Origin of the sequence: Mesorhizobium sp. WSM4311, assembly GCF_002295115.1 — a bacterium.
Taxonomy (GTDB): domain Bacteria; phylum Pseudomonadota; class Alphaproteobacteria; order Rhizobiales; family Rhizobiaceae; genus Mesorhizobium.
In genome coordinates this window covers 235,736-256,661 of sequence record NZ_NSFV01000005.1, presented here as the reverse complement: position 1 = coordinate 256,661, position 20,926 = coordinate 235,736, and the positions used below count along the sequence as shown (strand labels likewise).

Here is a 20,926-nt window from a genome sequence, read left to right as displayed (position 1 = left end):
GAATTAACGGCCGATTCGATACCGAAACGATCTCAAGACGATTATCCCAAATAGACCTGGAATAGACATGAGCGAAGACCTTTCGAGGAAAAGACTGGGCCGGGGACTGGCGGCACTGATCGGCGAGATCGATCGCCCGGCGGCTCCGGAAAAGCCCGGGATGAGCGCCGACGGCAAGGTGCCGATCGAGTTTCTCAGCCCCAACCCGAAGAATCCGCGCCGGCACTTTGGCGACGCCGAACTGACCGACCTCGCCCAGTCGATCCGCGAACATGGCGTGGTGCAGCCGGTGGTGGCGCGGCCGTCGTCGACGCAGGCGGGCCGCTACGAGATCATCGCCGGCGAGCGGCGCTGGCGGGCGGCGCAGCGGGCCGGGCTGACCGAGATCCCGGTCATCATCCGCGAGGTCAACGACCGCACCGCGCTCGAGCTGGCGATCATCGAGAACGTCCAGCGCACCGATCTCAACGCCGTCGAGGAAGCGCTGGGCTACCAGCAGCTGATCGACGAGCACGGCTACACCCAGGCCGATCTCGGCAATGTCATCGGCAAGAGCCGCAGCCATGTCGCCAACACGCTCCGGCTGCTGAAGCTGCCGGATGTCATCCGCGACATGCTGGTCGACGGCGCGCTGTCGGCCGGCCATGCCCGCACGCTGGTGACGGCGGAAGATCCGGCCAGCCTTGCCAAGCGCATCGTCGAGGAAGGGCTTTCCGTGCGCCAGGCCGAAGCGCTGGCGCAGATGCCGGCCGGCCCCACGCCGGCCAAGCCGAAGCAGCCGCAAGCCGCGCCGGAAAAGGATACCGACACGCTGGCCCTGGAAAAGCTGATGACCGACACGCTCGGCATGATCGTGGCCATCGATCACAAGGGCAAGGGCGGCGAGCTGCGGGTGTCCTACCGCTCGCTGGAGCAACTGGACGAGCTGTGCCGGAGATTGAAGCAGGAGCGGTAGTTAGCCGGCGAATGACATCAAGCGGAAAAAAGGGGGCTGGCTGTTGGGTCAGCCCTTTCGTTTTGCCAGGGCTGGCGACACGAGCTGATGGGGGGCGATGCTGGCGGCGGCGGTAGGCGATTGGCCGATCTCCCCCTTGTGGGGGAGATGGCTGGCAAGCCAGAGGGGGGCGCTGGCCCGCCGACATCTCAATGGATAGTGATGCAGCTTCAGGTAAGTCTCTCGGCCAGTCGAAGCTGGCCGAGGCAGCGCTCTACGGCGCCCCCCTCTGCCCTACCGGGCATCTCCCCCCTCGAGGGGGGAGATTGCAGCGTTGCCGATTTCGCCAATCGCCAGCCCTCGTGCCCGCGGCTTGACAGTGCCAGGCAACGGCGCAATTAATATTAGATATGGCTTAAATTAATTGCCCTAGCGTGCCGGCCGCGGCGAGGGCCATTCGCCATTCCTGCAATAGCCGTGAAATGGCATCGCCTCGCCAGAATGATATGCCGACGCGCCTGACGCATGGGAGGTGCAAGTGGCAGTCCGTTGGCAATTGTCCGGAAGTTACTTCGAAAATTGCAGCTGCGATGTCGTGTGTCCTTGCCTGCTGTCCACCAAGGCGCAGCTGACATCGAGGCCGACGAAAGGCGTTTGCGACGTCGGCCTGGTCTTTCACATCGATACGGGCAATTACGGCGACGTTCGACTGGACGGGCTCAGTGTCGCGATGGTCGCTCACACGCCGGGTCCGATGGCAGACGGCAATTGGACGGCCGCCGCCTATATCGACGAACGGGCCGATGACAGGCAGACAGAGGCGCTGGGTGCCATCTTCACTGGCGCCGCGGGCGGCCCGATGGCGGTGTTGGCACCCATGATCGGCACGAACCTCGGCGCCAAGAAGGTGCCGATAGACTACCGGATAGACGGCAACAAGCGGTCGGCGGCGATTGCCGGCGTCATGCAGATGGCGGTCGAACCGCTGCCGACGATGCGCGAGGACGGGCAGATGTGGGCGGCCACCGGCCATCCCGTCAATCCCGACTGGCTCGGCATGGCGATGGGATCGGAAGGCAGCACGTTCGGCGACCATGGCATGAGCTGGGACAATTCCGGCCAAAACGGACATTACGCCCCGATCAATTGGTCCGGTCAGTAGCCGCAGGCGCCGCCGACCTTCCAACCGGCGGGCGCCATGATAGTGAATTGACCGATGGAGGCAGCGCCCGGCGCCGAAAAGGCGAGGGTCGACTCTTTGTTTTGACGCACTTGCCAAGGGAAGGTGCTACGCGCTTTTCCCGGGAAAACCGCTCACACTCTTCCTGGAATTGCTCTAACGCTGCCCCAGCCTGGCGCTTTCCACGGCAATGCCGAGCAGCGCCTGGCGCGCCAGTGCCTCGGACAGATCGGGCCGTTTGCGGGTCTGCAGCACCGCGGTCTGCAGCCGGGTCAGTGCGCGGCTCAGCGCCTCGCTGCTCCAGCGCTCCAGCGCCTTCTCCACCAGCTTGCGCCGCGAAAAGAAAACCGGCGGGCGGGCGCCGGCGACGACCGAGGCGGCATTGCGTCCGCCAGAGTCCATCTGGCCGCGCATGATTTGAATCTGCTGCAACTGGCGCATCGCCGAGGACAGCACCAGGAAGGGCGGGCCGCCTGACTGGCAGTGGCGGGTGAAGGCGGTGTCGAAGTCGCCGATCTTGCCTTCGAGCAGCGCGTCGACGGCGTCGTCGAACGAGGCGCCTGACACGTCGCCTGACATCGCCCTGATGTCCTCCAGGCCGATCTCCTTCTGGCCATGGGCGAAGAGGATGAGCTTTTCGATCTCGCCGCGCGAAGCCAGCCTGTCGCCGCCGAGATTGCGGCGCAGTGCCTGTCTGGCCTCCAGCGTCATCGACATGCCGGCCTTGCGCAATTCGTCGTCGATGACCGTGTCGATGTCGCGCGCCTCGTCGGCGTAGCAAGGCAGCGCCATGGCGTTGTCGGCACCTTCGACCACGGCGCGCAGGCCGACGCCCTTTTTGAGATCGCCGGCCTCGATGAGGATGATGGCGTCGCGCGCGGGCTCCGCCGTCAGCGCCTTGACGTCGTCGGCCAGCGCCTTCTGGCCGGTGGCATTGCGCACCCAGAGCAGCCGGCGGTCGGAGAACATCGGCACGGTGCGGGCCTCGTCGAGCAGCCGGCCCTGGTCGCGGTCGACCTCCGAGCCCTCGAGCCGGACCACGGAAAAGGGATCGTCGAGCGGCAGGCCGGTTTTTTCGGCAAAGGCCTTTGCACGCTCGGAGACGAGGCCGCGATCGGGACCGTAAAGCAGGACGATGGAGATGCGCGCGTCAGGCCGCGCGAGCCAGGAATCGACCTCGAAAGCTTTCTTCTGTGCCATGGGGGGTGGTTAGCATGGCACGAGGGCGAGGTGAACGACTTCGATAGACGGGAGGGGAGAAACGCGGATTTGGAAGCAAAGATCGACGCCCACTCCGTCTCGGCTTCGCCGAGCCACCTCTCCCCCGATCGACGGGGGAGAGGAAAGGCGCGAGTTCGGCAAGCTTGGCGCCCACCAAACCGCTTGGCGCGGCGGCGGACACGTAGGGAGAGAACTGTCACCCATGTATCCGGTTCAAACTGTTGCCCACCTGTCGGCAGGACAAGGCGCGGTTTCGTCGAGCTCGACGCCCTTCCTCTCCCTCCGGAGGGGGGAGAGGTGGCGCTGCGAAGCAGCGACGGAGTGGGGGAAGGCGGTCCTCGAATGCACCGCCGCTGACAATTCATCACAGGGCCTCGATAAGGGCGGAGGGCATTGTCCGGCTTGAAGTAACGACGGGTGAGTCAGGTCGACCCCCACTCCGTCGAGCTTCGCTCGACACCTCTCCCCCGATCGACGGGGGAGAGGAAAGGCGCGGCGCCAATCGCCTTATCTGACGACAAGCCCGGCCCAAGCTTGCGCCAAATTGCGCGCCGCCGTGAAACATCGACAAGAAATTTCGCGGACATATCTTCATCTTGGCGCAGGGAGGCTGGATCGGCCGGCGCGGCCGGTCCGACGACCTTCGGCGAATTCGCACTGGACGCGCGGATGTGCAAATATCGGCGCCAGGCAACATTGGAGGACGAAGGTCATGGCCGATGCTGGGATGTTGCGTTTCCACGTTCCGGAGCCGGAAGTGCGGCCGGGCGGCACGCCTGATTTCTCCAACGTGACCATCGCAGCCGCCGGCTCGGTGCCGCGCCCCGACATCGATGTCGATCCGCGCACCATCCGCGACATGGCCTTCTCCATCATCCGCGTGCTGAACCGCGATGGCAAAGCCGTCGGCCCGTGGGCCGGGCTGCTCTCCAATGAGGAGCTGCTGGAAGGCCTGCGCCACATGATGACGCTCAGGACCTTCGATGCGCGCATGCAGATGGCGCAGCGCCAGGGCAAGACCTCCTTCTACATGCAGCATCTGGGCGAAGAGGCGGTGAGCTGCGCCTTCCGCAAGGCACTCGCGCCGGGCGACATGAACTTTCCGACCTATCGGCAGGCCGGCCTGCTCATCGCCGACGGCTATCCGATGGTCACGATGATGAACCAGATCTATTCCAACGAGGCCGACCCGCTGAAGGGCCGGCAGCTGCCGATCATGTATTCGTCGAAGGAGCACGGCTTCTTCTCGATCTCCGGCAATCTGGCGACGCAGTACATACAGGCGGTCGGCTGGGCGATGGCTTCAGCCATCTCGAACGATTCGAAGATCGCGGCGGCCTGGATCGGCGACGGTTCGACGGCGGAATCCGATTTCCACTCGGCGCTGGTGTTCGCCTCCACCTACAAGGCGCCGGTCGTGCTCAATGTCGTCAACAACCAGTGGGCGATCTCGACCTTCCAAGGCATAGCGCGCGGCGGCTCCGGCACCTTCGCGGCGCGCGGTCTCGGCTTCGGCATCCCGTCGCTGCGGGTCGACGGCAACGACTATCTCGCCGTCCATGCGGTGGCCAAATGGGCGGCCGAGCGCGCGCGCAAGAACCTTGGACCGACGCTGGTCGAATATGTCACCTACCGCGCCGGCGCCCATTCGAGCTCGGACGATCCTTCGGCCTACCGGCCGAAGACCGAATCCGACGCCTGGCCGCTCGGCGATCCGATCGTGCGGCTGAAGAACCATCTGATCGGGCTCGGCGTCTGGTCGGACGAGCGGCACGCGCAGGCCGAGGCGGAAATCCTCGACACGGTGATCGCGGCGCAGAAGGAGGCGGAAAGCCACGGCACGCTGCATGCCGGCGGCAAGCCGTCGACGCGCGACATGTTCGAGGGCCTCTATGCCGAGATGCCGCCGCATCTGCGGCGCCAGCGCCAGCAGGCGGGAGTCTGAGCCATGCCAAGACGGACCATGATCGAGGCCATTCGCGACGCCATGGACGTGTCGATGGAGCGCGACGAACGCGTCGTCGTGTTCGGCGAGGATGTCGGCTTCTTCGGCGGCGTCTTCCGCTGCACGCAAGGCCTGCAGGCCAAATACGGCAAGAGCCGCTGCTTCGACGCGCCGATCAACGAATCCGGCATTGTCGGCTCGGCCATCGGCATGGCCGCCTACGGGCTGAAGCCGTGCGTGGAAATTCAGTTTGCCGACTACATGTATCCGGCCTACGACCAGCTGACCCAGGAAGCGGCACGGCTGCGCTACCGTTCGAACGGCGATTTCACCTGCCCGATCGTGGTCCGCATGCCGACCGGCGGCGGCATTTTCGGCGGCCAGACGCACAGCCAGTCCCCGGAAGCCCTGTTCACGCATGTGTCCGGGCTGAAGACGGTGGTGCCCTCCAATCCGCATGATGCCAAGGGGCTGCTGATCGCGGCGATCGAGGATCCCGATCCGGTGATCTTCCTCGAGCCGAAGCGGCTCTACAACGGCCCCTTCGATGGCCATCACGACCGGCCGGTGACGCCCTGGTCGAAGCATGAGCTCGGCGAGGTCGCCGACGGGCACTACACCGTTCCGCTCGGCAAGGCGGTGATCCGCAGGGCGGGCTCGGCGCTCACGGTGCTCGCCTACGGCACCATGGTCTATGTGGCGCAGGCCGCGGCCGAAGAGACCGGCATCGATGCCGAGATCATCGACCTGAGGACGCTCTTGCCGCTCGACCTCGACGCCATCGTCGCTTCGGTGAAGAAGACCGGGCGCTGCGTCATCGTGCATGAGGCGACGCTGACCTCCGGCTTCGGCGCCGAACTGTCGGCACTGGTTCAAGAGACCTGCTTCTACCATCTGGAGGCGCCGGTGGCGCGGGTCGCCGGCTGGGACACGCCCTATCCGCACGCGCAGGAATGGGACTATTTCCCTGGTCCCGCCAGGGTCGGCCGCGCGCTCATCGAAACCATGGAGGCCTGACATGGGCGAGCACATCATCAAGCTGCCCGATGTCGGCGAAGGCGTCGCCGAGGCCGAACTCGTCGAATGGCACGTCAAGGTCGGCGACATGGTGCGCGAGGACACCGTGCTGGCCGCCGTCATGACCGACAAGGCGACGGTCGAGATCCCGTCGCCCGTCGATGGCGAGATCCTGTGGCTGGGCGCCGAGATCGGCGACACCGTGGCGATCGGCTCCCCTATTGTGCGGCTGAAGGTGGCGGGCGAGGGCAATGCAAAGCCGCAGGGCGATGCCAAGGCCGAGGCGGTGGCCGCCGAGCCGCCGGCGAAGCTTCCAACGCCGAAGCCGGAGACCGCCGCGCCGATCGCGAAGGCCTCGCCAAAGGCCGACGCCCCGGAGGCGAGACCTGCTCCGGCCGTTGCGAAAAACACCGGGCAGAGGTCCGTCTCCGGCGCGCCGCGCCCGGAGGGTGAAAAGCCTTTGGCATCGCCGGCGGTGCGGCTGCGCGCGAAGGAGGCGGGCATCGATCTGAGGCAGGTCGCGGGAAGCGGCCCGGCCGGCTGCATCGGCCATGACGACATCGAGGCGTTCCTGGCGCGCGGGCCGCAGGTCGCCAAGGCATCGGGCCTGGCGCGCAACGATTCGGTCGAGGATATCAAGGTGGTGGGCTTGCGGCGCAAGATCGCCGAGAAGATGACGCTGTCCAAGTCGCGCATCCCGCACATCACCTATGTCGAAGAGATCGACGTCACGGCGCTCGAGGACTTGCGCGCCGCGCTCAACAAGGAAAAGCGCGCGGCCAAGGGCGCTGGAGAGAGGCCGAAGCTGACGCTGCTGCCGTTCCTGATGCGGGCGATGGTCAAGGCGATCGCGGACCAGCCCCAGCTGAATTCGCTGTTCGACGACGAGGCCGGCATCATCCACCAGCATGGCGGCGTCCATATCGGCATCGCCGCACAGACGCCGTCCGGGCTGGTGGTGCCTGTCGTCAAGCATGCCGAGGCGCGCGACATCTGGGATTGCGGCGCCGAGGTCAACAGGCTGGCCGAGGCGGCCAAGTCCGGCACGGCGACGCGCGACGAGCTGTCCGGCTCGACCATCACCATCACTTCGCTCGGCGCCATGGGCGGCATCGCGACGACGCCGGTCATCAACCATCCGGAAGTGGCCATCATCGGCGTCAACAAGATGATGGTGCGGCCGATGTGGGACGGCACGCAGTTCATCCCGCGCAAGATGATGAACCTGTCGTCCAGCTTCGACCACCGGGTCATCGACGGCTGGGATGCCGCGGTGTTCGTGCAGCGCATCAAGACGCTGCTGGAAACGCCGGCGCTGATCTTTGTGGATTGAGGGGCGGGACAATTGAGATGCCGCGGGACAGAAGGATCTCGACAGACTGTTATTTCCGATCCAGCGCGACAACCACTTAGGATGCGATGATGAAAGAAATCTCCTGCAAGCTGCTGGTCATCGGCGCCGGTCCGGGCGGTTATGTCTGCGCCATCCGTGCCGGCCAGCTCGGCGTCGATACGGTCATCGTCGAGGTTGGCAAGCCCGGCGGCACCTGCCTCAATGTCGGCTGCATTCCGTCCAAGGCGCTGATCCATGCGGCGGAGGAGTTCGACAAGGTCTCGCACATGGCCGGCGGCAAGAGCCCGCTCGGCATTTCGCTATCGGCGCCCGTGCTCGATCTTGGCAAAACCGTTGCCTGGAAGGACGGCATCGTCAGCCGGCTCAACAGCGGCGTCGCCGGCCTGCTGAAGAAGGCCGGGGTGAAGACCGTGCATGGCTGGGCGACGTTCCGCGACGGCAAGACCGTCGAGGTCGAGACCGAGACGGGAAGCCAGGTGATCCGGGCTGAGACGATCGTCATCGCCACCGGCTCGGCGCCGGTCGAGCTGCCGTTCCTTCCCTTTGGCGGGTCCGTAATATCGTCGACGGACGCGCTGGCGTTGAGTGCGGTGCCCAAGAAGCTAGCGGTGGTCGGCGGCGGCTATATCGGGCTGGAGCTTGGCATGGCCTTCGCAAAGCTGGGTGCCGACGTGACCGTGGTCGAGGCCTTGCCGCGCGTGCTGGCTCAATATGACGCCGAGCTGACCCGGCCTGTCGTGAAGCGGCTCGCGGCGCTTGGCATCGAAGTCATGGCCGGGGCCAAGGCCAAGGGGCTGTCGACCAAGGGCGATGCGCTGCTGGTCGAAACGGCGGACGGCAAGAATGCAAAAGTTTCCGCCGACAAGATCCTGGTGACGGTCGGCCGCAAGCCGGTGACCGAAGGCTGGGGCCTCGACCAGATCGACCTCGATAGGTCAGGCAAATTCATCCGGATCGACGATCAGTGCCGCACCTCGATGCGCGGCATCTTCGCCATCGGCGACGTCACCGGCGAGCCGATGCTGGCGCACCGGGCGATGGCGCAGGGCGAAATGGTCGCCGAGATCGTCGCCGGCCACAAGCGCAGCTGGGACAAGCGCGCGATCCCCGCGGTGTGCTTCACCGTTCCGGAGCTGGTCACTGTCGGGCTGTCGCCCGAGGAAGCCAAGGCCCAGGGCGAGATCAAGGTCGGGCTGTTCCCGTTCGCCGCCAACGGACGGGCGATGACGAAGCTCGGCGAGGATGGTTTCGTCCGCGTCGTAGCCCGCGCCGACAACCATCTGGTGCTCGGCATCCAGGCGGTCGGGCAGGGCGTGTCGGAACTGGCGGCGGCGTTCGGCCTGGCGCTGGAGATGGGGTCGCGGCTGGAGGACATCGCCGGCACCATCCATGCGCATCCGACGCAAGGCGAGGGGTTCCAGGAAGCGGCGCTCAAGGCGCTCGGGCACGCGCTGCATATCTGAGGGGCGGTTCTTCCTTGTTCCTCTCCCTCCGGAGGGGGGAGAGGTGGCGCTGCGAAGCAGCGACGGAGTGGGGGAAGCCGCTCGTCAATCGCGCCGCCGCTGGTAAGTCACCGCGCGGCTTCAGTCAGAACTAATCATCGGCCGGACTTGAAATCACAACGACCAAGCCGGGTCGACCCCCACTCCGTCGAGCTTCGCTCGACACCTCTCCCCTGATCGACGGGAGAGAGGAAAGGCGCGAACCTATCCAGGCTCCTCACCCCGCCAGCCGGCTCACCATCTCATGCTGGGCATAGGCCCGGCCGAAGCGGTTGGCCAGAAAAGCATCCAGCGCGATGTCTTCCTGCTTGACGAAGCCGGTCGCCGGCAGGCTGCCGTCGGCCAGCATGTCGAGCACGGCACAGATGCCGGACGCGGTGGTGATCTGGATGGCGCTGCGCAGCTGGGTGCCGACGCGCTGCGAATAGATCTTGTTGGCGTAGGTTTCCTGCAGCAGGCGGCCGTTGCGGCGACCGGAGACGGTGACGAAGACGATGACGACGTCCTGCAGCGTCGCCGGCAGCGCGCTTTCAAAAATGTCCTTCAGCACGTCGCGGCGGTGGCGCAGGCCGAGATCGTTGAGCAGCGCCTTCATGATGGCGGCGTGGCCGGGATAGCGGATGGTGCGGTAGTTCAGCGTGCGCACCTTGCCCTTCAGCGTCTCGGCCAAGGTGCCGAGCCCGCCCGACGTGTTGAACGCCTCGTAGGTGACGCCGTCGAGCGAGAATTCCTCGCGCTCTTCGAGCGGCGGCACTTCGATCAGCTCGCCCTCGACGATCGCCTCGCAGGGCTCGCAATATTCGTTGATGACGCCGTCGGTGCTCCAGGTCAGGTTGTAGTTCAGCGCATTGGACGGGTATTGCGGCAGCGCGCCGACGCGCATGCGCACGCTTTCCAGCGTGTCGAAGCGGCTGGCCAGATCATTGGCGACGATCGAGATGAAGCCCGGCGCCAGGCCGCATTGCGGGATGAAGGCGCTCTTGCCCGAACGCGCCAGTTCCTTGACGCGGCGGGTCGAGACGACATCCTCGGTGAGGTCAAGATAATGCACGCCCGCACTTGCCGCCGCCTCGGCGATGCGCGTGGTGAGATGGAAGGGGGCGGCGCTCAGCACCGCGAACTTGCCGGCGAGCGCGGCTTCCAGCGCGCCGGCCGCGGCGATATCGAGTTCGAGCGTCTCGACGCCGGCGGGGACTTCGGCCGCGGCGAGCTGCGCCGCCGAGCGGTCGACGAGGGTGACGTGGTAGTCGCCGGTCGCGGCGAGCATTCCGGCGATGGTCGAGCCGATCTTGCCGGCGCCGACGATAACGATGTTGTTCATGGTCCAATACCCCTGCCAGTTTTGATTACTTGCTGGGAATCATCGCAGCTTGCCTGTCGAAAGGAAGTGTGAAATCTGGCAGAGTGTACCCTATCTTTAGTCGATCCGCCGAAGGAGATCGTCGAAATGCTCAGTGAAGCCGAACAGGCGCTGCTTTCCCTGCTGCGTTCCAACGCACGCGCCTCGACCGCCGAACTGGCGCGGCGGCTCGGCGTGTCGCGCACGACGGTGCAGAGCCGGATCGAGCGGCTGGAACAGCGCGGCATCATATCAGGCTACGGCGTCAAGCTTTCACCGGACTATGAGCAGGGATTGGTGCGGGCGCATGTTCTGCTCACCGTGACGCCCAAGCTCGCCGACAAGGTGGTGCGCGCGCTGCAGGCGCTGGCGCCGGTCAGGACGCTGCATTCGGTGAGCGGCAATTTCGACATGATCGTCATCGTCGACGCGCCGTCGATCCGCGACCTCGACGCGCTGCTCGACCAGATCGGCGCCATGGACGGTGTCGAGCGGACCTCGTCGTCGATTATTTTGTCGACGAGGATTGATCGGTGAGTGGGCCTCTCAAGGCTTGGGTTCCTCGCCCCCGCCAGAGGCGCTACGGCACACATTTCCAAGCGGCTGGTCTTTGGCGATAGCGTGCAGGGCAGCTTGGCGCATGCATTGTCTTATGCTGCGCTGGTCGACCCCCACTCCGTCTCGGCTTCGCCGAGCCACTGCCGGGGCGAGCCTCGGGTCTCGCCCGTCCTTCGGACCCCCCGATCGACGGGGTAGAGGAAAGGCGCCAAGCTTTTTGCCGTCAACGCTTGTCCAGCAAAGCTCCCTTCCTTTCCCTCCGGAGGGGGGAAAGGTGGCGCTGCGAAGCAGCGACGGATTGGGGGAACCACGTGGCAATCAAGCCTCGGGCCGATCAGTCATGCCAGTCACAGAAGATGTGTGCGTGGCGTAGGCCATCTCTCCCCCCTTTACGAGGGCGAGGAACCCGAGCTGGTGTTGGCCGGCACCGGTCATTTGTCGGCTAATCCGTCGCCAGCGGAAAGCTCACCACCACGCTGAGGCCAGGCGCGCAATCCTCAAGCGCAATCGATGCGCCGTGCAGATCGGCGATGGCCCTGACGAGGCTCAGCCCAAGGCCGCTGCCCGGCGTCGAGCGGCTGTGATCCAGCCGGTAGAGCCGCTGGAAGACCTTTTCGCGTTCGTCCGGGGGAATGCCGGGTCCATTGTCGGCGACTGCGGCCAGGACATGGTCGCCGTCGCGCGCCACCGACAGCTTGATCGTCGTGCCGGGCGGGCAATGGCGCAGCGCGTTCTCGACCAGATTGGCGAACATCTGCGTCAGCAGTTCCGGATCGCCATGGATGCGGCCGGCGGCCCGATGCAGCTCGACCGACGACAACGACTTGCCGTCATCCTCGGCCACCTCGGTGTAGATCTCGGCGATGGTTTGCAGGATCTCGCCGAGGTTGACATCGGTGAACCGCGCCTTGCGCGCGCCGGCCTCGATCTGCGCAATGCGCAGCAGCGCGTCGAACGTCTCGTTGATCTGCAGGCTCTCGGCATGCGCCTCGGCCAGTTCACTGCCGACTTTCTGGCCCGACAGGTTCTTTTCCGACGCACTGTCGAGGATCATCTGCAGCCGGTTGAGCGGCGTCTTCAGGTCGTGCGCGATGTTGGCGCTGACCTGCCTCATGCCGTCGACCAGCGCCGACAGGCGGTCGAGCGCCGCATTGACCTGGTCCGAGACGACGTCGATGTCGTCGCCATTGCCGGTCAGCGGAATGCGGGTATCCAGCCGGCCATGCGAGACATCGACCATGGTGGCGGCGATGCCGTCGAGGCGGCGCTGGACACGCGAGGCAAGCAGGGCGCCGCCGGCGACCGCCAGCCCGGTGACGATCAGGGTCGCCCAGCCGAAGCTCATCAGCATGATCGTCTCCAGTTCCTCCGTCTCGGACAGGCTGATGGCGACCGTCAGGGTGTTGTTGCCGACCGCACCCGAATAGGCGCGGTACTGAGCACCCTGGGGCAGGCCGGGCATTTCGGCGCCGAACATCGAAAAGCCGTCGGGAAGCCCCGCGGCGGTGAAGTTGCCGGCCAGCCGGTTGCCGGCAGCGTCGGTCAGCGAAAACAGCTGCTCCTTCTTCGGGCTGCGCGTCGAGTGGCTCTCGACGGTCTCGACCAGTTCCTTGGGATCATTGTCGGCATGGCTCGCGGCGATGACGGCGTAGGTTTCCTTAATGGTGTCGTCGAGTTGCTCGGCCAGATCGGCGCTCATCATCTGGTAGACGATGGCGCCCGACAGGATGAAGGCCAACATGAACAGGAAGGCGAACGTGAGGGCGAGCCGGAACGGCGTGCTGCGCAGCAGGCGAGACCAGCTTCCGGTCATGGCGCAAGCGGCGCGTGCAGGCTGTAGCCGGTGTTGCGGATGGTGTGGATGAGCTGGGCCTCGAACGGCTTGTCGACCTTGGCCCGCAGCCGGCTGATATGGGTCTCGACAACACTGGTCTTGGGATCGAAATGAAAGTCCCAGACACGCTCCAGAAGCATGGTGCGGGTGATCACGCGGCCCTCGCCGCGCATCAGCACCTCCAGCAGGCTGAATTCGCGCGGCTGCAGGTCGATCGGCTGGCCCTGGCGCGTGACGCGCCGCATGATGAGGTCCATCTCGAGGTCGCCGACCCGCAGCATCGTCTTCTGCTCCTGCGCCGCCGGCCTGCGTCCGAGCGCATTGATGCGGGCAAGCAGCTCGGAAAAGGCGAAGGGCTTGACCAGATAGTCGTCGCCGCCGGCCTCCAGGCCCTCGACGCGGTCGTCGATGCCGCCGATGGAGGTGAGGAAGATCGCCGGCGTGCGCACGCCGGCCGCACGCACCGCTTTGATCATCGACAGGCCGTCCAGGCCTGGGATCATGCGGTCGGCGACGATCACGTCATAGTTGCCGCTGGTGGCGGCGAAAAGCGCGTCATGGCCGTTGCGCAGGAGGTCGCAGACATGCCCGGCCTCGGTCAGTCCCCTGACGATATAGTCCGCCGTCTTGTGGTCGTCCTCGACAAGAAGAAGTCGCATCGCTGTTCCGGTTGATCGCCGATATCGGGCACAGGCTATCACCGGCAAGACCCCGTTCCTAGGATGGCACGGACCGCCAAACGCCGAAGCCTAATCCTGTTCCAGCAGGATCTCGTCGGCATCGTCGGCGGTTTTCTTCAGCGTCATGTACAGAACCAGTGCTGCGATGCAGCCCAGAAAGATCAGGCTGGTGAAGGTGGTGCCGAAGCCGAGGCCGCCCTGTTCGGCCGGCTGCGACAGAAGATCGCCGAAGGAGGCGCCGAGCGGGCGCGTCAGTATATAGGCCAGCCAGAAGGCGAGGATGGCGTCGAGGTGGATGAGATGATAGGCAAGCGCGATCAGCGCGATGAGGCCGCCGAACACGAGGCCCGACGTGAGATAGCCCATGTCGAAACTTTCGGCGACGAGATCGCCGGCGGCGGTGCCGAGCGAGAAGGTGAGCAGGATCGCCAGCCAGTAGAAGATCTCGCGCCTCGTGGTGGAGATGGTGTGGATCGACAGCGTCCGCTCGCTGGCTTGCCAGACCGCGAAGGTCGCCGCGAGCGCAACCGAGAAGGCGATCGTCGTCGTCTGCAGGCGCACGCCGAAACTGTCGACGAGGTTGTCCGTGATCAGCGTGCCGACGACGCTGATCAGGACCACCGCCAGCCAGTAGGCCCAAGGTATGTAGCGCCTCTGCGCGAACTGCAGGACAAGGGCGACGATCAGCATGCCGGTCATGATCAGCGAGGTGACGGCCAGCCCGAGCCCGAGATTGACGGCGAGATAATCGGCGGCCGTTTCGCCCATGGTGACCGCCATCAGCTTGATCAGCCAGAAGTCGAGCGTGACCTCCGGAACCCTGTTCTGGCTCGGTCCGGTGGTTTTGTTGGGAGAGAGCATGGCCAAGTCCCGAGGTTGCGACCGGATGGAAGCGATCCGGCATCTCCACGATAGGCAAGCGACTTCACTGCAGCCTGTCCCGGGGCATACAAATTCGTAAGGATGGCCGTGATTGGCGCAAAAGGCCTTTACGAAAGCCGCGTGCTGCGCTGATAGAAGCAACGGCCTTGTATCCGCCATCAATGGCGCGCCCCAGTGGCTGAACCCGTAATCCGTGGCCCAGGAAGACACGAATGACCTATGCGTCCCTCAAGCCTGTTTCACAGGCCTTCGTGCAGCGAAAGCGGCTGGTCTTCGTGCGCGTGGCGGCGGTGCTGGCGGTGCTGCTGCTGTTTCTCACCAAGCCGGCGCTCGCCGAGGGCTCGAACGGTCACGAAACGCTCGAATTCCTGGGCTTCTGCCTGGTGCTCGCCTGTGTTGCCGGCAGGCTGTGGAGCATCCTCTATGTCGGCGGCAAGAAGAACGAGGAGCTGGTTTCGACGGGGCCGTTCTCGATGAGCCAGAACCCGCTCTATTTCTTTTCGACGGTGGGCGCAGTCGGCATCGGTCTGGCCTACGGTTCGCTGGTGGCGGCAGCCGCGCTTGGCGTGGCCAGCTTCCTCATCTTCCGCGTCACGGCGCGCAAGGAAGCCGAATATCTCCTGGGCAAGTTCGGCCAGGCCTATGCCGCCTATATCAAGACGACGCCGCGCTTCTGGCCGAACCCGCTGCTCTACCACGACGACGACCAGTTGCAGTTCTCGACGCGCGCACTCAAGCGCACCTTCCATGACGGGCTCTATTTCCTCGCCATCTTCCCGGCCATCGAGCTGATCGAGTATTTGCGGCAGACGGGCCTGCTGTTCCCGGCCTTCGTCACGCTGTACTGATCGGCCATTGTCCGGCTAATTTACGGGTCATGCAGCACTTCGAGGAGCCTGTGGTATCGGCTGAAGGCGAAGGGGCCAGTATGACGGTCTTCACGGCCGGACACGCGGCCGTCTGGGCAGACCTGATCGCGGCGGTGCCGGCCGAGGCCGGCGATCGCCTGGCGGCGCTGCGGGAGATCGCCGGGGTCACCGGCGTGGCGCACTACAGCGAGGGCCGCCCGGAGGCGATCGTGGTCGGCCAGCGCCGGCCGGCGGCAGCAATGGTGCGCATCGCCCTGTTCTGGTCTGCTCCGAACTTCATCGCGAGTGACGGCCCGCGCCTGCTGGAGGCGCTGGAGAAGGAGGCGCTCGCACAAGACGTGCTCTGCCTGCGTGCCGACGAGGATATGGTGCAGCGCATCGGCGGCCAGTGGCAGCGCCGCGACGGGTTCCTGCAACGCTGGATCGGCAACGAACCGACCCGCCGGCAGGGGCAGGTTCCGCCATCCTGGCCGCAGACGGCGGGTTTTACGTGCGGGCCGTCGGCGCTGGCCATGGCGATGGGCGGGATCGCTCCGGCCTTGTTGCCGGACCGGGCGCTGGAGGTCGAACTGTGGCGCGAGGCCACCACCATCATCGGTCCGAGCGGTCCGGGCGGCTGCGACCCCTACGGCCTGGCGCTGGCGGCGCGCCGGCGCGGCCTGCGGGTCGAAATATTCATGAGCAGCGCCGAACCGGTCTTCCTCGACCGGGCCAGTTCGGAGGAAAGGCGCGGGCTGATGCGCTTCGTGCAGGCCGGTTTCAAGCGCGAGGCCGAAGCCGCGTCATTGCCGGTCGAGACGCGCGCCTTTGCCCTCGAAGAAATCGGCCAGGCGCTCGATCGCGGCTTGTCGGCGCTGGTGCTGATCGACCAGGCACCGATGATGGGCCACACCTGCCCGCATTGGGTGCTCGTCCATGGCCATGGCGACGGCGTCTATTTCCTCAACGATCCCTGGATCGAGCCAGACCGGCTCGAACAGAAGATGGATGTCGTCGACCTTCCGGTTCGGGCGGCGGAGCTCGACCGGATGGCCTGGTACGGCAACCCGGCCTATCGCGCCGCCGTTCTTGTTGGGCCGGGTCCAGCCACCCGGAAGCGCTAGGTCCCCAGCGGATACGGCATGTAGCCGACGAAGCCGGCGATCTTCCAGCTGCCTTCGACCTTGCGGCAGAAATACAGCGTCTGCCATTTCAGCCGGTCGACGCTGCCATCCGCCTTGGCGACGGAACCGTCGAACTTCTTGTGCAGCACGGCGCGGTCGCCGCCGACGTCGATGTCGCGCAGATTGGTGACGCGAAACAGCGCTTCGCGCAGCGGCTCGGCGAATTTGGTCGCCGCCGTCTCCCCGGCCTGGCGCAGCCACTCGTCGCGATAGATCTCCAGCCGCGGGAACTGCAGCCGCCAGGCATCGGCATTGGCGAGGAAATGCGCATGCATGCCGAAGAAGCTTTCGGCGATGAAATCGTGCTCGACCATGGACCAGTCCTGGCCGATGAAGGCGTCGATGTCGCGCCGCACCAGCATCTCCCACAACGCATGGCGGTCGGCATCGCCTGAAGGAAACGGGTTCTTGTCGAAGGTCATTCTCGGTTTCTCCGGTCTGGCGCAGGCATGTGCTCGTGGCGGCGCGCAGGCCGCCCGCCGGTCCGCACGATGCAAGCGCTTCTGTAATAAAGCAACACGGATTTCGAAGAATGTTGCTTTCCAACAAGGGCCCTATCGGGACCGCCCCGATCGCGGTAAATCTGCGTGGACGTGGGCGCCACCCTGGTGCCCTGCCGCGTCATCAGAGGAGGCGATCCCTTGCCCAAGCAGACTTTTGGAACATCCCATGTGCCGCTGTCGCCCGCCGTGCGGGCCGGCGACTTCGTCTATGTCTCGGGCCAGGTTCCGGTCGGCAGCGACGGCATCGCGGTCAAAGGCGGCATCACCGAACAGACCGAGCAGGTGCTCGCCAATGTGAAGGCGGCGCTGGCCCTGGCCGGTTGCACGCTGGACGACGTGGTGAAGACCACCGTCTGGTTGGAAGACGCGCGCGATTTCGGCGCCTTCAACGCGGTCTACGCCAGGCACTTCCCGAAGAATCCGCCGGCCCGCACCACGGTCGAATCGCGGCTGATGATCGACATCAAGATCGAGGTCGAGGCGGTCGCCTACAGGCCCGTCTAAGAGACCGTTTGGAAATTCTGCTCCGGCGGCCATCCAGCGGCGGACCCAAATGTCCGCTCCGCTCCGGTTCGCGAAACCATCATCATTTGACTCGCCAGAGCGAATTTCGAAACGGTCTCTGAGAAGGCAAAGCAACGAACCGGAGGTTCCCCTCATGCAATTCGACCTCCTGCTGAAGGGCGGACGGCTCATCGATCCGGCGTCCGGCATCGATGCGCCGCGCGATGTCGCCATCGCCAATGGGCGGGTCGCGGCGGTCGACGCCGATATCCCGGCGGATCGCGCCAATGAGGTGATCGACGCGGCCGGCTGCATCGTCGCGCCCGGCCTGGTCGACCTGCACAGCCACGTCTATTGGGGCGGCACCTCGCTCGGCGTCGACGCCGACCGGCTCGCCGCCAAAAGCGGCACCACCACCTTCATCGATGCCGGCAGCGCGGGCGCCGGCAACTTCCTCGGTTTCCGCCGCCATGTCATGGAGCGGTCCAGGGCGCGCATCCTGGCCTATGTCAACATTTCATTCGCCGGCATCTTCGGCTTCTCGCAGTCGGTGTCGGTCGGCGAGTGCAGCGATCTGCGGCTCTGCGAACCGCGCGAGGTGGTCGCGGCCGCCCGCGAGCACGCCGATGTCGTCGTCGGCGTGAAAGTCCGCTCCGGCAAGCATGCCGGCGGCACCAGCGGCATCGCGCCGGTCGATCTGGCGCTCGAGGCGGCCGACAAGGCCGGACTGCCGCTGATGGCGCATATTGACGAGCCGCCGCCCGGCCGCTCGGAAGTGCTGCCGCGCCTGCGCCGCGGCGATATCCTCACCCATTGCTTCCGGCCGTTCCCCAACGCGCCGGTCTTCGCGTCCGGCGCGGTGCGGCCCGACATGCGGCTGGCGCGCGAGCGCGGCGTCATCTTCGATCTCGGCCATGGCATGGGTTCGTTCGATTTCGACGTGGCGCGCGCCATGCTGGCCGAGGGGCTGGCGCCGGACGTCATCTCGAGCGACGTGCATCTCTACTGCGTCGACGGGCCGGCCTTCGACATTCTGGTCTGCATGTCGAAGCTGATGGCGCTCGGCATGCCGCTGGTCGAGGTGCTGCGCGCCGCGACGCAAGCGCCGGCGCGGGCGATCGCCAGGCCGGACCTCGGCACGCTGGCCGTCGGCACCGTCGGCGATGTCGCAATCCTTCGCCAGCTGTCCGGCCGGTTCACCTTCGTCGACGCGGTCGGCGCCTCGCTGGTCGCCGACCAGCGGCTGGTCTCGCAAGGCATCGTCATCGGCGGCACCTGGTGGCCGAACGAGGCGGTGAACGATGTCAGCGAGACCGAGCGTTTCGAGGCGCATGTCGCGCATACGCATGTCGAGGTTGCCGCCCGGCATTTCGGGCACCGGCACGATTAGCCGATCTCCCGTCGTGGGATGGCCGGTAGGGTTGTGCCTGTCCTGTGGCGGCTGCGCGTTGGCGATGGCTTCCCCCACTCCGTCGCTGCTTCGCAGCGCCACCTCTCCCCCTCCGGAGGGAGAGGAAGGGAGCCAGCCCGGTTAAGCTCGCGCCTTTCCTCTCCCCCGCCGACCGGGGGAGAGGTGTCGAGCGAAGCTCGACGGAGTGGGGGTCGACCTCTCTCACCGAAGCATGCTTTCGCCTCACCGCCCGGCGTTGCTCGGCTTGCCGTAAACCGGCGTCGCAATGCCTTCCATGCGCGCCTTGATCTGCAGCGCCACGTATTTCGAGTAAAAACGCGACAGCGCCAGATTGCCGCCGTGGAACCACAGCGCTTCCTGCGCCGTCGGCTTCCACATGTTGCGCAATTCGCCTTGCCAGGGGCCAGGGTCGCCCTTGACGCCGGAACCGAGGCCCCAGCAGGGCCCGACCTTGTCGGCGACTTCGCGCGAGACGAGCGCGGCGACATTCTCGTTCATCGACTGGTAGCCGGTGCAGGCGACGATGGCGTCGGCCTCGAGCTCGCTGCCATCCTCGAACAGGATGCCTGTCGGCGTCAGCGCCTTGATGGCGACGCCGCTGCGGATGCCGATCTTGCCGTCGATGATCAGGTCCGAGGCCCCGACATCGATGTAGTAGCCGGACCCGGTGCGATAGGCCTTCATCAGGAGGCCGGTCTCGTCGTCGCCGAAATCGATGGCGAAGCCGGAGGCGCTGAGGCGCTCGTAGAAGGTGGCGTCGCGGGCCTTGATCACCTCGTAGAGCGCGCGCTGGCCCTTGGGCACCAGCGCGAAGGGCGTCGAGGCGACGATCATGTCGGCCTTTTCGGTGGTGATGCCGCGCGCCAGAGCGCCCTCCGAGAAGATCTCGAAGCCGACCTCCATCAGCGTGTCCGACTTGACCACGGTGGTCGGCGAGCGCTGGATCATGGTGACGTCGGCGCCGCTTTCCCAGAGATCGACGCAGACGTCATGGCCGGAGCTGGCGGCGCCGATGACGGCGACCTTTTTGCCGCGGAATTTGTCGCCGCTGGCATACTGGCTGGAATGGAGCAGCTCGCCCTTGAACGCCGCGGCGCCGGGGAGGTCGATCTTTCGCGGCGGGCCGTAGGCGCCGGTGGCGAAGACGACATGCTTCGGTTTCAGCGTGATCTGCCGGCCGACACGGTCGACCACCACGGTCCACTCCTTCCGTGCCTCGTCATAGGAGGCGCTGAGGCATTTGGTGGCGACCCAGTAGTTGAGCTCCATGACGCGCGTGTACATTTCCAGCCAGTCGCCCATCTTGTCCTTGGGCGTGAAGACCGGCCAGTTTTCCGGGAACGGAATGTAGGGCAGATGGTCGTACCAGACCGGATCGTGCAGCACGAGCGTGCGGTAGCGGTTGCGCCAGGAATCGCCGGGCCGGGCGTTCTTCTCGATGACGATGGTCGGCACACCGAGCTGCCGCAGCCGTGCGGCCAGCATGATGCCGCCCTGCCCGCCGCCGATGACCAGGCAATAGGGCTGCTCGGTGGCGCCGAGTTCGCGCGTCTCGCGCGCCCGCGCCTCCGACCAGGTCTCGCGTTCGGGGTCGGCCTTGTGGCGCACGCCGAGCGGCCGCGCCAAGCCCTTGCGCTCCTCGAACCCCTTGAGGTCGGTCATCGCCGTGAACAGGGTGCGGCAGCGGCCGTCGCGCAGGCGCACAATGCCTTGGCCGGAAGCCACCGCGGTCTCGAAGGTGAACCAGGCTTCGATGGTGCCTTCGTCCGAGGTCGCCTCGCCGGCGAGCTGCCATGCGGTGGGCTTGGTCGTCGCCAGCGTCGCCTCGAGCATGTCGGTGATGGCCTCGCGGCCTTCCATGGTCGTGATGTTCCAGGTGAAGGTCAGAAGATCGCGCCAGTAGCAGTCGTCGACGAACAAATGGCTTGCCGCGGTCGCATCGCCGGCTGCGAGCGCCTGCGCCAGGGATTCCAGCCATGCGGCTGCCTGTTTCGTCGGTGCCATTTCCAGCATGTGTTCCTCTTCCTGCG

18 protein-coding genes are annotated in these 20,926 nt (G+C 65.8%); 11 read left to right on the top strand and 7 right to left on the bottom strand.

What is annotated here, in order from left to right; translation table 11 throughout:
* Nucleotides 1-67 precede the first annotated feature (67 nt).
* Complete coding sequence (locus CK226_RS15360; protein ID WP_095792330.1) at nucleotides 68-955, top strand: ParB/RepB/Spo0J family partition protein; 888 nt, start codon at nucleotides 68-70, stop codon at nucleotides 953-955.
* Between the two features lie 511 nt (nucleotides 956-1,466).
* Nucleotides 1,467-2,096 (top strand): DUF1326 domain-containing protein, encoded by a 630-nt coding sequence (locus CK226_RS15355; protein WP_179301059.1) that lies wholly within the window; start codon nucleotides 1,467-1,469, stop codon nucleotides 2,094-2,096.
* A gap of 174 nt (nucleotides 2,097-2,270) precedes the next feature.
* Here CK226_RS15355 and holA read toward each other — a convergent pair whose 3' ends face one another.
* Nucleotides 2,271-3,314 carry a DNA polymerase III subunit delta gene (gene holA / locus CK226_RS15350; RefSeq protein ID WP_095792328.1) on the bottom strand — a complete coding sequence of 348 codons (1,044 nt, stop codon included), beginning with the start codon at nucleotides 3,312-3,314 and terminating at the stop codon, nucleotides 2,271-2,273.
* A gap of 733 nt (nucleotides 3,315-4,047) precedes the next feature.
* On the opposite strand from holA, the gene CK226_RS15345 reads away from it, so the two are divergent.
* The 4 genes from CK226_RS15345 (at nucleotide 4,048) to lpdA (ending at nucleotide 9,114) form a co-directional block, all read left to right on the top strand.
* Nucleotides 4,048-5,280, top strand: a complete 1,233-nt coding sequence (locus tag CK226_RS15345; protein ID WP_095792327.1) for a 3-methyl-2-oxobutanoate dehydrogenase (2-methylpropanoyl-transferring) subunit alpha — start codon at nucleotides 4,048-4,050, stop codon at nucleotides 5,278-5,280.
* 3 nt (nucleotides 5,281-5,283) lie between these two features.
* Nucleotides 5,284-6,297 (top strand): alpha-ketoacid dehydrogenase subunit beta, encoded by a 1,014-nt coding sequence (locus CK226_RS15340; RefSeq protein ID WP_095792326.1) that lies wholly within the window; start codon nucleotides 5,284-5,286, stop codon nucleotides 6,295-6,297.
* Nucleotide 6,298: 1 nt separating this feature from the next.
* Complete coding sequence (locus CK226_RS15335; RefSeq protein ID WP_095792325.1) at nucleotides 6,299-7,630, top strand: dihydrolipoamide acetyltransferase family protein; 1,332 nt, start codon at nucleotides 6,299-6,301, stop codon at nucleotides 7,628-7,630.
* Between the two features lie 89 nt (nucleotides 7,631-7,719).
* A complete protein-coding gene (lpdA, locus tag CK226_RS15330) occupies nucleotides 7,720-9,114 on the top strand; it encodes a dihydrolipoyl dehydrogenase (protein ID WP_095792523.1) in 1,395 nt (464 codons plus the stop codon).
* 256 nt (nucleotides 9,115-9,370) lie between these two features.
* Here the strand turns inward: lpdA and CK226_RS15325 are convergent, their stop codons facing one another.
* On the bottom strand, nucleotides 9,371-10,474 hold the full coding sequence (locus CK226_RS15325) for a saccharopine dehydrogenase family protein (protein ID WP_095792324.1): 1,104 nt from the start codon (nucleotides 10,472-10,474) through the stop codon (nucleotides 9,371-9,373).
* A 126-nt stretch (nucleotides 10,475-10,600) separates the two neighbouring features.
* On the opposite strand from CK226_RS15325, the gene CK226_RS15320 reads away from it, so the two are divergent.
* Entirely contained in the window at nucleotides 10,601-11,029 is a 429-nt protein-coding gene (locus CK226_RS15320) for an Lrp/AsnC family transcriptional regulator (protein ID WP_095789010.1), read from the top strand.
* Nucleotides 11,030-11,492: 463 nt separating this feature from the next.
* Here CK226_RS15320 and CK226_RS15315 read toward each other — a convergent pair whose 3' ends face one another.
* From CK226_RS15315 to CK226_RS15305, 3 genes are all read right to left on the bottom strand, one after another.
* Nucleotides 11,493-12,863: an ATP-binding protein gene (locus tag CK226_RS15315; RefSeq protein WP_095792323.1), complete on the bottom strand. Its 1,371-nt coding sequence runs from the start codon at nucleotides 12,861-12,863 to the stop codon at nucleotides 11,493-11,495.
* On the bottom strand, nucleotides 12,860-13,543 hold the full coding sequence (locus CK226_RS15310) for a winged helix-turn-helix domain-containing protein (RefSeq protein ID WP_095792322.1): 684 nt from the start codon (nucleotides 13,541-13,543) through the stop codon (nucleotides 12,860-12,862). Before CK226_RS15310 ends, CK226_RS15315 begins: the two co-directional genes overlap by 4 nt.
* 90 nt (nucleotides 13,544-13,633) lie before the next feature.
* A complete protein-coding gene (locus tag CK226_RS15305) occupies nucleotides 13,634-14,425 on the bottom strand; it encodes a hypothetical protein (RefSeq protein ID WP_095792321.1) in 792 nt (263 codons plus the stop codon).
* A gap of 233 nt (nucleotides 14,426-14,658) precedes the next feature.
* Between CK226_RS15305 and CK226_RS15300 the strand changes: the two genes are divergently transcribed.
* On the top strand, nucleotides 14,659-15,294 hold the full coding sequence (locus tag CK226_RS15300) for an isoprenylcysteine carboxylmethyltransferase family protein (protein WP_095792320.1): 636 nt from the start codon (nucleotides 14,659-14,661) through the stop codon (nucleotides 15,292-15,294).
* A gap of 80 nt (nucleotides 15,295-15,374) precedes the next feature.
* Nucleotides 15,375-16,418: a peptidase C39 family protein gene (locus tag CK226_RS15295; RefSeq protein WP_245437756.1), complete on the top strand. Its 1,044-nt coding sequence runs from the start codon at nucleotides 15,375-15,377 to the stop codon at nucleotides 16,416-16,418.
* Here the strand turns inward: CK226_RS15295 and CK226_RS15290 are convergent.
* Nucleotides 16,415-16,900 carry a hypothetical protein gene (locus CK226_RS15290; protein ID WP_095792318.1) on the bottom strand — a complete coding sequence of 162 codons (486 nt, stop codon included), beginning with the start codon at nucleotides 16,898-16,900 and terminating at the stop codon, nucleotides 16,415-16,417. The two genes, CK226_RS15295 and CK226_RS15290, sit on opposite strands and share 4 nt — an antisense overlap.
* Nucleotides 16,901-17,119: 219 nt before the next feature.
* Here CK226_RS15290 and CK226_RS15285 point away from each other — a divergent pair, with 219 nt between their 5' ends.
* Nucleotides 17,120-17,485: a RidA family protein gene (locus CK226_RS15285; RefSeq protein WP_095789051.1), complete on the top strand. Its 366-nt coding sequence runs from the start codon at nucleotides 17,120-17,122 to the stop codon at nucleotides 17,483-17,485.
* A gap of 154 nt (nucleotides 17,486-17,639) precedes the next feature.
* On the top strand, nucleotides 17,640-18,875 hold the full coding sequence (locus CK226_RS15280) for an amidohydrolase/deacetylase family metallohydrolase (RefSeq protein WP_095792317.1): 1,236 nt from the start codon (nucleotides 17,640-17,642) through the stop codon (nucleotides 18,873-18,875).
* Nucleotides 18,876-19,118: 243 nt separating this feature from the next.
* Here the strand turns inward: CK226_RS15280 and CK226_RS15275 are convergent, their stop codons facing one another.
* Nucleotides 19,119-20,909, bottom strand: coding sequence for an NAD(P)/FAD-dependent oxidoreductase (locus tag CK226_RS15275; RefSeq protein WP_095792316.1), 1,791 nt, complete (start codon nucleotides 20,907-20,909; stop codon nucleotides 19,119-19,121).
* Nucleotides 20,910-20,926: the final 17 nt, after the last annotated feature.